Genomic DNA, 12,274 nt, shown 5'->3' with positions numbered 1-12,274 from the left:
GGGCCATGACCCAGAGCAGCAATCCGGACAGCATCGGCGGCACGCCGCGTGCGACCAAGCGCCCGGCGCATGTGAAAGCACCCGCGGGCTGGCAGAACAGCCCGGTTCCGGCGCCCGAGGCGATGAAGGAGGACCCCGCCGAGGACCAGCCCGGCGGGCGCAACCCGGTGCGCTACGGCGACTGGGAGCTCAAGGGAATCGCGATCGACTTCTGAAACCGGGCGACGCGGCGCGGCGCGGCTGGCGCGGCCGCTCCGCGTCGCCGGGTGCATCAGGCGTTCAGTGCCGCGGCGATCTCGGGCACCTTGCCCGCCTTGATCTGCTCGGCAAAGACTTCGCGCATCAGCTGCAGCGAGAAGAGGTGCGCAAAGATCAGGCCGAGCATGCCGTTTTGCATCATCTTGCGCAGCACGTCGCCGCGCAGTTCGCGCAGCTTGTTCTCGTCGACCATCTGGAAGCCGCGATAGATGAAGGGCTTGTCGCTGCCTTCGGGCTGGATGCTGACTTCGCCGTCCATCAGCAGGTCGGCCTTTTTCAGCTCTTCCATGAACAGCCCGGTGCGCTGGCCGGCTTCCTCGAAATTCTTGCAGAATTCGAGCACGGCCTTGGTCGGCTCGGTCGGCTCGCCATTTTCGAACAGCGCGTCGCCCTCGTCGAACTCGCCGATCGCGCCCGAGGTCGGGTCGAAGCAAAGCGACAGCTCATCGGTGTCGGGGCGCAGCTTGGCGAGCAGGAAGGGATAGCGGCGGACATAGGCCGGGACATAGACCGGGTTCAGCAGCTTGCCGTCCTCGCCGACGAAGGTGTTGACGCCTTCGTTCAGGCCCATCAGCGCCAGCGGCACCGGATTGTCGCCCGCCGAAAAGACGATCGGGTAGAAACGGCTGGCCGAAGCGAACTCGTCCGAGGTCAGCGGTACCGCATGCTGGTTGATCAGGAAGTCGGCCTTGTCGAGCGCACGCGCGCGGAAATTGGCGTGGTCGATGCTCGAAAGCGGCACCAGGTCCTGGTAGAAAAGCGGCAGATTGGCAGCGGGCGCAGTGGCCATGATCGAACTCCGAAAACATTGAGCCCGCACGCGGGCGAAAAAAAGCGATTGCGCGCCTTATTGGCCCCAGCGCCGCGGCGCAAGGGGTCAGGCAATAAGCTTGCCCGGATTGAACAGCCCCGCAGGGTCGAGTCCGGCTTTGATCGCGCGCAGCGCCGCGAGCCGCGACGGGCTGTCGAGCGCCGCAAACACGTCGCGCTTCATCTGCCCGATCCCATGTTCGGCCGAAATCGATCCGCCGAGCTCGATCACATGGCCATAGACGATCCGGCTCGCTTCCTCGCCATGCGCCGCGAGCCACGCCGCCCCGTCGGCCCCGACCGGCGGCTGGACATGATGATGGATATTGCCGTCGCCCAGATGTCCGAACGACAGCGCACGCGTCCCTGGAAAGGCGGCCGCCAGCCGCGCCGGATTCTCCGCAATGAAGCGCGGCATCGCTGCCACCGGCACGCTCACGTCGTGCTGGATCGCGGGCCCCTCGGCGCGCTCGGCCTCCGAGATCGAATCGCGCAGCCGCCAGAAATCCTCGCTCTCGCGCTCGCTGCGCGCCATCGCCGCGTCCTCGATCAGCCCCCGCGCATGCGCCGCGCCCAGCGCGGCCTCCAGCCGCGCCGCCAGGTCGTCGCTCGCATCGCCCGCCAGCTCGACCAGCGCATACCAGGGCTGGTCCGCGTCCAACGGATGCCGCGTCTGCGGAATATGCCGCAGCACCGCGTCGAGGCAGGCCTGCGGCAAAATCTCGAAGCCCTCCAATGGCGCCCCGATCGCCGCGTCGAGTTCGCGCAGCAGCAGCAGCGCGTCGCCCGGCGATTCGAGCCCGATCCACGCCGTCGCGCGCGCTTCGGCGGCGGGCACCAGATGCAGCGACGCCGCGGTCACGATCCCCAGCGTGCCCTCGGCGCCGCAGAACAGGTGGCGGAGGTCATATCCGCGATTGTCCTTCTTGAGCGGCGCCAGCCCGTCGAAGACGCGCCCGTCGGGCAGCACCGCCTCGATCCCCGCGACCAGCGTGCGCATCGTCCCGTGGCGCAGCACCTGCGTGCCCCCGGCGTTGGTCGACACGAGCCCGCCGATCGTCGCCGACCCCTTGCCCCCCAAGGTCAGCGGAAAGCGCAGCCCCTCGGCCAGCGCCGCCTCATGGAAGCTCTGCAGGATCACCCCCGCCTCGGCGACCGCGATCCGCGCCTCGGCATCGATGCTGCGCACGCGGTTCAGCCGTCTCGTGCTGAGCAACAGCTGCTCGCCGCTCGCGTCGGGGGTCGCGCCGCCGACCATCCCGCTATTGCCGCCCTGCGGCACGATCGCCACCCCCGCCTCGGCGCAAAGCCGCACCGCCTCTGCCACTTCCTCCGTGCTCGCCGGCGACAGCATCGCCGCGGTCCGGCCATGGTAACGCCCGCGCCAGTCGGTCAGCCAGGGAGCGAGGGCGTCTGCATCCTGCGTAAACCCCTTGGGCCCCAGCAGCGCCGCGAGCCGGTCCAGCAGCGTCTGCGATGGCGCGATCGTCATCGGCCTTCACCCCCGGCGAGGTGACGCTTCGTCAAAATGGGTCGACAACAGTTCATTTGCTGTTCAATCATGGGCGCTATGGCGAGCCAATGGACGAGCGGGGCCTGCGCGTCCAGCGGTTTGGATTCGGGAGCTTTGGGTGGACTTCGCTGATTGTCGCTGCGCCAAGGGAGCGCCTGACCGGCTGTGGTGATGGTCGCCGCCCTGCTGCTCGCCGCCGCGCCCGCCGCCGACACCGCGCCGCCTGTGCCCGCGCCCGAGCCGATCGCGGCGATGGTGCCGATGCCCGAGAGCGCCGACACCCCGATCTTCCAGGTCGTCATCGAACAGCAGCTGATCATCCGCGTCCCCGCACAGCGCAGCCAGCTCAACAATTTCGCCGCCAGCCGCAGCGAGGCGCCGCGCGTGCGCCAGCAGGCGCCGATCGTGTGGAAAGAGACCAAGGCGCCCAAATGCGTCGCGATGCGCAACATCGTCGGCATGCAGGCGGTCCAGCGCGACAGCATCGAGCTCATCACGCGCCAGAAGGAGCGCCTCCGCGCCCAGCTCAACCGCGGCTGCCGTGCGCTCGATTTCTACGCGGGCTTCTACATGAAGGGCAACAAGGACGGAAAGCTCTGCGAGGATCGCGACGAAATCCACGCGCGCAGCGGCACCAAATGCGAGGTCGACAAGTTCCGCCTGCTCGTCGCGGTGCGCGGCGACGATTAATCGCCGCATTTCGTCGGCTTTTCTTGACTTTCCATCATATGTTCCGCAAGGGCCGCGGCAGCGACGGCCAGCGTGGGCAGCCGCGCGCTCCACATTTCCGGACAAGTTGACCCTATGAAATTTGCCGACCTCGGCCTTTCCGACGAACTTCTGCGTGCCGTGACCGAGTCCGGCTACGATACGCCGACCGCGATCCAGGCGGGGGCGATCCCCTCGGTGCTGATGATGCGCGACATGATCGGCATTGCCCAGACGGGCACCGGCAAGACCGCCTCCTTCGTGCTGCCGATGATCGACATCCTCGCCCACGGCCGCGCCCGCGCGCGCATGCCGCGCTCGCTGATCCTCGAACCGACGCGCGAACTCGCCGCGCAGGTCGCCGAGAATTTTGAGAAATACGGCAAATATCACAAGCTCTCGATGGCGCTCCTCATCGGCGGCGTGCAGATGGGCGACCAGGTCAAGGCGCTCGAAAAGGGCGTCGACGTCCTCATCGCGACCCCGGGCCGCCTGATGGATCTGTTCGAGCGCGGCAAGATCCTGCTCACCGGCTGCAACCTGCTCGTCATCGACGAGGCCGACCGCATGCTCGACATGGGCTTCATCCCCGACATCGAGAATATCTGCACCAAGCTGCCCGCGAATCGCCAGACGTTGCTGTTCTCGGCGACGATGCCGCCGCCGATCAAGAAGCTCGCCGACAAGTTCCTCTCGAACCCCAAGACGATCGAGGTCGCGCGCCCCGCGAGCCGCAACGAGAATATCGAGCAGTTCCTCGTCAAGACCAGCGAGCGCGGCAAGCGCGACACGCTGCGCGACCTGCTGCACGATGAGGATCTCAGCACCGCGATCATCTTCTGCAACCGCAAGACCACGGTGCGCGAGCTCGCCAAATCGCTCCAGCGCTCGGGCTTCAACGCCGGCGAAATCCACGGCGACATGGACCAGTCGAGCCGCATCGCCGAGCTCGATCGCTTCAAGGCGGGCACGATCAACATCCTCGTCGCCTCCGACGTCGCCGCGCGCGGCCTCGACGTGAAGGGCGTCAGCCACGTCTTCAACTTCGACGCGCCCTGGCACCCCGACGACTATGTTCACCGCATCGGCCGCACCGGCCGCGCGGGGGCGAAGGGCAGGGCGTTCACGCTCGTCACCCCCTCGGACGACGAGGCGATCGACAACATTCAGAAGCTGACCGGCTACAAGATCCCGGTCCATGCGGCCGAGAAAGCCGAAGCCGCACCGGCAAAGGACGAGCCGCGCGAAGAACGCGAGCCGCGCCGCGAGCGCCCCGAACGCGGCGGTCGCGGCGGCAAGTCGCGCAGCGAACCGAAACGCGCCGAGCCGGTTGCCGAAAAGCCGGCTGCCAAGTCCGCGCGCAAGGCCGAAGACCGCAAGCCCACGCCGCCCCGGCAGCGCCAGCAGGACGACGACGGCCCCGACGACGGCTGGAACGGCCCGATGCCGGACTTCCTGCAGTTCGGCTTCGGTAGCTGAACTCGGCAGGCGGCGAATGCCGCCTTGCGCAATCCTCTATTTCCGTTCGTGTCGAGCGAAGTCGAGACACGTGAAGGCACGCGCCATTTCGGCGTGTCTCGACTTCGCTCGACACAAACGGGTTGAAGGGTCGGAGTTGGGGCGAAGCCGGGTTACTCCAAGTCAAACCCGAACCAGCATCTTCCCCATATTCGCCCCCGCAAACAGCCCCAGGAACGCCTCCGGCGTCGCCTCGACCCCCTCGTGCACCGTTTCGCGCATCGTCACCGCGCCGCTGGCGATCAGCCCGCCCATGTCGGCGTAGAACTCCTCCATGCAGTCGAAGAACTGGTCGGTGTAGATGAAGCCTTCCATGCGGATGCGCGCGGGGATGGTGCGGATGATGTACTTCATCTCCTGCGCGCGGCCGTCGTTATAGACGTCGATCATCCCGCAGATCGCAAAGCGCGCGAAGTCGTTCGCGACGGCAAAGGCTGCGTCGAGATGCTCGCCGCCGACATTGTCGAAATAGACGTCGATCCCCGGCTTACCGAGCTTTTCCAGCGCCGCCGCGAGCTGCGGCAGCACCGGTCCCGCCTTGTAATCGATCACCGCATCGGCGCCGAGGTCGAGGGCCCAGGCGCATTTGTCGGCGCCGCCCGCCGAGCCGATCACGGTCATTTCGCGCGCCTTGGCGATCTGCACCACCGCCGACCCGACCGCGCCCGCCGCCGCCGAGACGAATATCGTGTCGCCGGGCTTCGCCGCCGCGACGCGCAGCAGGCCGATCCACGCCGTCCCGCCGGTCAGCCCCATATTATGCAGGAAAGTCTGCGGCGACAGGCCCGCGGCCAGTGCTTCGGCGGGCAGCTTGTTCGGCGACATATCGAGCCCGATGATCCCGCCGTCGCGCCAGCCGCCCATGTGCAGGATCAGGTCGCCCGGCGCGAAGCCCTCCATGCGGCTCTCGACGACCTCGCCGATCGCCCCGCCGGTCATCGGCTGGTCGATCTGGAAGCTCGCCGCATAGCTTTTCGCGTCGTTCATCCGCCCGCGCATATAGGGGTCGACCGACAGCCACAGGTTCTTCACGCGCAGCTGGTCGGGCTGGAGCGGCGCGTCGGGGATGTCGCGCAGCGCGAAATTGTCCATCGCCGGCAGGCCCGCCGGCCGGCTGGTCAGGTGCCACGCTCGCGCCATCATATCCCCCTCACTCTATGTCGTCGCCCAATCGTCAATATGCTATTGTCAGTGCGATCCAGTGCGGTTAAGAGCCGCCCGGTCGCGGGGCCGTAGCTCAGATGGGAGAGCGCTGCAATCGCACTGCAGAGGTCAGGGGTTCGATTCCCCTCGGCTCCACCAGCGACCCTTTTCCCCACATACCGAACCGCTTAGCCCGTATCGCTATTGCGCGGCACCAGCCCGCTCCCCCACCCGGCCTCCCCGACGATAGTAGCCTATGGGAGGCCGGGTGGGGGAGCGGGCTGGTGCCGCCGGCCTTAGCCGACGTAATCCCGAATCATGTTCTTCGCGATCACTAGCTGCTGGATCTGCGTCGTCCCTTCATAAATGCGGTAAATGCGGCAGTCGCGATAGAAGCGCTCGGCCAGATATTCCTTGAGATAGCCCGCACCGCCGTGGATCTGCACCACGCGGTCGGCGACGCGCCCGCACATTTCGCTCGCGAACATCTTGGTCGCGGCGGCCTCGACGATGATCTTCTCGCCGCGGTCGGCACGCGCGCAGGCGTCGGTCAGCATGCATTCGGCGGCATAGATTTCGGCCTTGCTGTCGGCGAGCATCGCCTGGATCAGCTGGAAGTTGGCGATCGGCTCGCCAAACGCCTTGCGCTCCATCGCATATTGCAGCCCCGCGTCGAGCATGCGCTTGGCGTAACCGACGCTCGCCGCCGCCACCGAAAGCCGCCCATTGTCGAGGCTCTGCATCGCCGCGCGGAAGCCGATGCCCTCTTCGCCGCCGAGCAGCGCGTCGCCATCGACATGCACATCTTCCAGGATCACGTCGGCGATCTGCGAGCCCGCCTGGCCCATCTTGCCGTCGGGCTTGCCGATCGACACGCCCGGCGCGTCGCGCGGCACCAGGAATGCGCTGACATGCGCATTCTTGGGCAGGGCCTCGGCATTGGTGCGCGCCATCACCAGGATCACGTCGGCGAAGGGGGCGTTGGTGATGTAGCGCTTTGTGCCATTGAGCACATAGCCGTTGCCGTCGCGCACCGCGCGCGTCTTCATCGCCGCGCTGTCGGACCCGCTGTCGGGCTCGGTCAGCCCGAACGCGGCGATGGTGCCGGTCGCCAGCCTGGGCAGCCAATGCTCCTTCTGCGCCTCTGTGCCGAAGCCCGTGATCGACTTGCACACCATGCCGATATTGATCGACAGGATCGAGCGATAGGCGGGCGAGGCGTAGGCGATTTCCTTGATGAAATTGACATATTGGCTCGTGTTCATCCCCGCGCCGCCATATTCGGGCGCCATGGTGATGCCGAACAGCCCCATGTCCTTCATCTCGGCCAATATGTCGTCGGGCACGCGCCCGAGCTCCTCGAGCTGGTCCTCCGCGGGGATCAGCCGCTCGCGCACATAGCGCTGCAACTGCTCGATAAAGGCCTCGTAGATATCGGCGTCCATGCCCGGATTGCTCATCGTCGTCCTGTCCCTTGCCGTGTATTTGGGGTTGCCATAACGCGGCAAGGGACCTTTGCAAGCGACGCCGGTGCTTCGTCAGCTCCCCGGGGTCTCGGGCGCGGGCTTGCCGCCCAGCCGGCGGCGGAGCGCAATCACCGCATTGCTGCGCCACACCAGCACCAGCAATCCGACCAGCAGCGCCCAAGGCAGCACCGCCGCGCCCAGCGTCAGCACGAAGGACAGCGCGGTCCCGCCGCTGAACATCAATGTCTCGCCCGCGTCGGCGAAGGGGTTCTTGTGCCCTATCCCCGGCAGCCCGCCGCTGCCGACATAGTTGAACACTACCGTCGTCGTCGCGATCCGTGCCTCGCCCGCCTTGCGCGACGCGCGCTGGTCGCTAAGCTCGCCCTTCAGCGACGAAATCTGCGCCAGTATCTCGGCGCGCTCATTCTTGTCGAGCCCGCCCGCCTTCAGCCGCGCCTCGAGCCGTTCGACCTCGGCCGCCGCGCCGGCGCTGCGCACCTGCGACGCCGCGATCTGGCTGCCGACATCCTCGCCCGCGACGCTCGCGTCGGCGAGCACGCCTTCGGCCTTTTCGACGCTCGCGATCGCATCGGCGCCGAACCGCCGCGCGATGCCCGGGTCGAGCGCGAACTGCGTCTGCGCCTCGACGCGCTTCTCGTCGTTGAGCTGGTAGCGCACGTCGACGATGCGGCAGCGCGCGGTGCCCAATATCTCGCACGCCTCGGCATGCTCTTGCTGGACTTTCGAGATCAGCCCGTCGTCGAGCTTGAAGGAGTAACTATAGTCGAAGGCGACCCCGGGGGCGGAAGCGATTGAGACGCCGGGCACTTCTTCGTCGGTCGACCGCGCGACGGGCGCGCCGCCGCCCTCGACGCTTTCGGCCGCGGCATCGGCGGCGGGGGAGGAGGAGGAGGCAGCGGTTTCGTCGGCCGATTTTTCCGAACAGCCGACCAGGGCGAGCGCCATCGCGCCCGCTAAGAGCTTCTTTTTCATGCAAGATTCTCCCAAAACGCGACTCGTGGCCGCGCGTGATGGAGTATCATAACTAATCTGGTTGACAATAGGCTTTGTGGGGGTGGGGATTGGGGCGGAATTGCGAAGGTTCTGGCTGAGGGAGCTGCCAAAAGATCCTCCCCATCGCGAAGCGTTGGGGAGGGGGACCGCCGCGAAGCGGTGGTGGAGGGGTCTGGCCTTGCGCCGACGCCCGACGGCGCCGACCCCTCCGTCAGCGGCTAAAGCCGCTGCCACCTCCCCATCGCTTCGCGTGGGGAGGATTAAAAAGGATCGGCCTCACCCCGCCTTCACAAAACTGTCGAGTACGCGCTTGCTCCCCGCCTGCTCGAACTCGACCTCCAGCTTGTTGCCGTCGATATCGGCGATCGCGCCGTAGCCGAATTTTTCGTGGAACACGCGCATCCCGATCGCAAGGTCGGCGCGCGGTTTCGCGCCCACCGACGCCGCCGGCCCGCGCTCGCTCGGCGCCGGCGCGCGCGTCACCGTCGACGAGGCCGCGACCGCGCGCTGCCACGCCGGCCCACGCGTCATCGTCCGCGCCGGCTGGCGCCCAGAAGAATTGGCGGCGACATGCGCAAAGGGATCGCCCTGCGCCGACCAGTTCGCGCGCCACAGGCTCTGCCCGCCGCCGAAGCTATTCTCCATGTCGACATGCTCGGGCGGGATTTCGGCGATGAAGCGGCTCGGGATGCTGCTCATCCATTGGCCGTAGATGCGCCGGTTCGCCGCGTGATAGATGCTCGCGCGCTCGCGCGCCCGCGTGATCGCGACATAGGCGAGGCGGCGCTCCTCCTCGAGGCTCGCCGTCCCGCCCTCATCCATCGACCGCTGCGACGGGAACACGCCATCCTCCCAGCCCGCGAGAAAGACATGGTCGAATTCCAGCCCCTTGGCGGCGTGGATCGTCATGATCGTCACCGTCTCGGTCTCGTCGTTCTGGTCGCGGTCCATGACGAGGCTGACATGCTCGAGGAACGCCTCGAGCGAGTCATATTCCTCCATCGCGCGCACGAGTTCGGAGAGATTCTCCAGCCGCCCCGCGGCTTCGGCGCTGCGGTCGGCCTGCAGCATCGCAGTATAGCCCGATTCGTCGAGGATCAGCTGCGTCAGCTCGGGGTGCGACAGCTCGCCCGCCTTCGCCGCCCAATTCCGCATCTGCGCAACGAAGTTCGCGAGCTGGCGTCGCGCCTGCGGGGTCAGCTCGTCGGTCTCGGTGATCCGCGCCGCGGCATTCAAGAGCGGCAGCCGCTCGGCGCGCGCATATTGGTGGATGCGTTGCAGCGCCTTGTCGCCCAGCCCGCGCTTGGGCACATTGACGATCCGCTCGAAGGCGAGGTCGTCGGCGTTCGACTGCACCAGCCGCAGATAGGCGAGCGCATCGCGGATTTCGGCGCGTTCGTAGAAGCGAAAGCCGCCGACGATACGGTAGGGCATCCCGATCGCGATGAAGCGGTCCTCGAACTCGCGCGTCTGGAACTGCGCGCGGACGAGGATCGCCGCGCGGTCGAGCGACACCCGGCGATGCTGCAGCGTCTCGAGCTCCTCGCCGATCCGCCGCGCCTCCTCGGGCCCGTCCCACACGCCCACGACGCGCACTTTGTCGCCCGGGTCGAGCTCGGTCCACAGCGTCTTGCCCAGCCGACCCGAGTTCTGCGCGATCAAGGCCGACGCCGCGGCCAGGATCTGCGGCGTCGAGCGGTAATTCTGCTCGAGCCGGATCACCGTCGCGCCCGGGAAATCCTTCTCGAAACGCAAAATGTTCGCGACTTCGGCGCCGCGCCACGAATAGATCGACTGGTCGTCGTCGCCGACGCAGCAGATATTTTTCCGAGATTGCGCTAGCAACCTGAGCCAGAGGTACTGGCTCGCATTGGTATCCTGATATTCGTCGACGAGGATATATTTGAAGCGCGCCTGATATTGTTCGAGCACGTCGCGGTGCGTCTTCAATATCACCAGCATGTGCAGCAGCAGGTCGCCGAAATCGCAGGCGTTCAGCGTCTTCAGCCGCGCCTGGTACAGCGCGTAAAAATGCTGCCCCTTGCCGTCGGCATAGGCTTCCTTGTCGGCGGCATCGAGGTCGGGCGGGGTCAGCCCGCGGTTCTTCCACTTGTCGATCAGCCCCGCGAGCTGGCGCGCCGGCCAGCGCTTCTCGTCGAGCCCCTCGGCCTGGATCAGCTGCTTGAGGACGCGCAGCTGGTCGTCGGTGTCGAGGATGGTGAAATTGCTCTGCAAGCCGACGAGCTCGGCGTGCCGGCGCAGCATCTTCGCCGCGATGCTGTGGAAGGTGCCGAGCCACGGCATGCCCTCGACCGCGTCGCCGATCATCCGCCCGATGCGCTCGCGCATCTCGCGCGCCGCCTTGTTGGTGAAGGTCACCGCCAGGATTTCGGACGGCCAGGCGCGCCGCGTCGCGATGATATGCGCCAGCCGCGCGGTCAGCGCCGCGGTCTTGCCCGTGCCCGCGCCCGCGAGCATCAGCACCGGGCCCTCGGTCGTGAGCACCGCCTGCCGCTGCGGCCCGTTGAGGCCGGTCAGATAGGGCGGGTCCGACGGGTCGGGACGGGTCAGGTCGGGCATCGAGGCGGGGCTATCGTTCACGTGCGAACGATTAGGGAACAGCGCGCGCGCTGTCCAGCGCGGCGCGATGAGTGCCGGACGTTATTCGGCGTCGCGGGCTTCGGCTTCGGCTTCCTTGCGCGCCGCCGCCTTGGCGCGCGTCGTTTCGGTCAGCACCAGCTTGTCGGCCATCGACGTCCACGCGGCCGCGGCGCGCAGATTGCGCTCGCGGACCTCGGGGAGGGCGGAGGCGTCCGCGTCGCTGGCACATTTTTCGGCCTGCGAGCGGTAGAAGTCACTGGTAGCGGACACATTCGCTCTCCTGAGGGTTGGTCGATAACAATCGCCGCCAAGGGGCGACGGGTCGATCAGTCGATCATATCGGCGATCAGGCGCCGAAGTTCGCGCCGCGACAGCGTCGGACGCCGACGGACGGTCGGCTTGACCGTCATCGCCTTGCCCGCCAGCGGAAGCGCGGGCAGGGCAGGGAAGATAGTATTACTCTGAAACATGGTATCCAATTTTCTGTTGTTTATGGTTTTTGGGATCAGCGCCGCTGGCGCTGTCCGGTGACCGGGGCATTGCCGCGCTCGCGATAGACGAGGCGGCCCTTGCTGAGGTCATAGGCGGTCATTTCGATCCGCACCGCATCGCCGACGACCGACCGGATGCGAAAGCGTCGCATCCGGCCGGCGGTATAGGCGATGATGCGGTGACCATTTTCCAGCACGACGCGAAAACGCGCGTCGGGCAGGATTTCGTCGATCACACCATCGAAGGTGAGAACCTCTTCCTTGGCCAATAATCAGGCCGACTGGAGGTTCACGGCTGAGGTCTTGCCGTTCTTGCCGGTTTCCAGCTCGTACGTAACGCGCTGGTCCTTGTTGAGCGTGCCCATTCCGGCGCGCTCGACGGCGGTGATGTGGACGAACGCGTCGCCCGAGCCATCTTCATTCGAGATGAAGCCATAGCCCTTGTCGGTGTTGAAGAATTTGACGGTACCGATCGGCATGGGGGTGTTTCCTTTCACGAAAACAGGGAATCCACCGGCAAAAGCACCGGCGGAGCTGGTAGCGTGAGAAGGGAAGTGTCAGCCCCCGAAAGGGTATCAAATTTCCGTCGCAGGCGACGTTAGCGAAACGGAAGATGGGGGGTGGAGTGCGGAAAGTCAAGGATTTAGCGGAGTCGCGTGCGGAGAGCGGCAGGGGAATGGCCGCGGCAGCAATAATCCTCCCTGTCGCGAAGCGATGGGGAGGGGGACCATGCGAAGCATGGTGGAGGGGTG

13 protein-coding genes and 1 tRNA gene are annotated in these 12,274 nt (G+C 66.5%); 4 read left to right on the top strand and 10 right to left on the bottom strand.

All coding sequences use genetic code 11. The features are described from left to right. The first annotated feature begins 5 nt into the window (after positions 1–5). Positions 6–215, top strand: a complete 210-nt coding sequence (locus ATE62_RS17135; RefSeq protein ID WP_058809821.1) for a DUF1674 domain-containing protein — start codon at positions 6–8, stop codon at positions 213–215. 56 nt (positions 216–271) lie between these two features. Here ATE62_RS17135 and ATE62_RS17130 read toward each other — a convergent pair whose 3' ends face one another. Further along, complete coding sequence (locus ATE62_RS17130; RefSeq protein WP_058809811.1) at positions 272–1,048, bottom strand: SapC family protein; 777 nt, start codon at positions 1,046–1,048, stop codon at positions 272–274. Positions 1,049–1,135: 87 nt separating this feature from the next. After that, positions 1,136–2,560 carry an FAD-binding oxidoreductase gene (locus ATE62_RS17125; protein WP_058809810.1) on the bottom strand — a complete coding sequence of 475 codons (1,425 nt, stop codon included), beginning with the start codon at positions 2,558–2,560 and terminating at the stop codon, positions 1,136–1,138. 192 nt (positions 2,561–2,752) lie between these two features. Between ATE62_RS17125 and ATE62_RS17120 the strand changes: the two genes are divergently transcribed. Continuing rightward, positions 2,753–3,271: a hypothetical protein gene (locus ATE62_RS17120; RefSeq protein WP_156420643.1), complete on the top strand. Its 519-nt coding sequence runs from the start codon at positions 2,753–2,755 to the stop codon at positions 3,269–3,271. Positions 3,272–3,385: 114 nt separating this feature from the next. Next, complete coding sequence (locus tag ATE62_RS17115) at positions 3,386–4,768, top strand: DEAD/DEAH box helicase (RefSeq protein ID WP_058809808.1); 1,383 nt, start codon at positions 3,386–3,388, stop codon at positions 4,766–4,768. A gap of 162 nt (positions 4,769–4,930) precedes the next feature. On the opposite strand, the gene ATE62_RS17110 is transcribed toward ATE62_RS17115, so the two are convergent. Continuing rightward, positions 4,931–5,947 carry an NADP-dependent oxidoreductase gene (locus tag ATE62_RS17110; protein WP_197411744.1) on the bottom strand — a complete coding sequence of 339 codons (1,017 nt, stop codon included), beginning with the start codon at positions 5,945–5,947 and terminating at the stop codon, positions 4,931–4,933. 86 nt (positions 5,948–6,033) lie between these two features. Here ATE62_RS17110 and ATE62_RS17105 point away from each other — a divergent pair. Continuing rightward, a tRNA-Ala gene (locus ATE62_RS17105) sits at positions 6,034–6,109 on the top strand. Positions 6,110–6,246: 137 nt separating this feature from the next. Here the strand turns inward: ATE62_RS17105 and ATE62_RS17100 are convergent. The 7 genes from ATE62_RS17100 to ATE62_RS17075 all read right to left on the bottom strand — a co-directional run bounded on the left by ATE62_RS17100 (position 6,247) and on the right by ATE62_RS17075 (position 12,001). Next, positions 6,247–7,410, bottom strand: a complete 1,164-nt coding sequence (locus ATE62_RS17100) for an acyl-CoA dehydrogenase family protein (protein WP_058809806.1) — start codon at positions 7,408–7,410, stop codon at positions 6,247–6,249. Positions 7,411–7,488: 78 nt separating this feature from the next. After that, the gene (locus ATE62_RS17095; protein WP_058809805.1) at positions 7,489–8,409 is read right to left on the bottom strand and encodes a DUF4349 domain-containing protein; all 921 of its coding nucleotides are present in this window, start codon (positions 8,407–8,409) and stop codon (positions 7,489–7,491) included. A gap of 297 nt (positions 8,410–8,706) precedes the next feature. Beyond that, on the bottom strand, positions 8,707–11,010 hold the full coding sequence (locus ATE62_RS17090; protein ID WP_058809820.1) for an ATP-dependent helicase: 2,304 nt from the start codon (positions 11,008–11,010) through the stop codon (positions 8,707–8,709). An 81-nt stretch (positions 11,011–11,091) separates the two neighbouring features. Next, the gene (locus tag ATE62_RS17085) at positions 11,092–11,301 is read right to left on the bottom strand and encodes a hypothetical protein (protein WP_058809804.1); all 210 of its coding nucleotides are present in this window, start codon (positions 11,299–11,301) and stop codon (positions 11,092–11,094) included. 56 nt (positions 11,302–11,357) lie between these two features. Next, on the bottom strand, positions 11,358–11,501 hold the full coding sequence (locus ATE62_RS23385) for a hypothetical protein (protein WP_156420641.1): 144 nt from the start codon (positions 11,499–11,501) through the stop codon (positions 11,358–11,360). 35 nt (positions 11,502–11,536) lie between these two features. Next, positions 11,537–11,791, bottom strand: a complete 255-nt coding sequence (gene infA / locus ATE62_RS17080) for a translation initiation factor IF-1 (protein ID WP_058809803.1) — start codon at positions 11,789–11,791, stop codon at positions 11,537–11,539. A 3-nt stretch (positions 11,792–11,794) separates the two neighbouring features. Beyond that, positions 11,795–12,001, bottom strand: coding sequence for a cold-shock protein (locus ATE62_RS17075; RefSeq protein ID WP_058809802.1), 207 nt, complete (start codon positions 11,999–12,001; stop codon positions 11,795–11,797). Positions 12,002–12,274 lie beyond the last annotated feature (273 nt).

The organism is Sphingopyxis sp. HIX (assembly GCF_001468285.1).
Taxonomy (GTDB): Bacteria; Pseudomonadota; Alphaproteobacteria; order Sphingomonadales; family Sphingomonadaceae; genus Sphingopyxis.
This window is presented reverse-complemented; position numbering and strand designations above follow the sequence as displayed.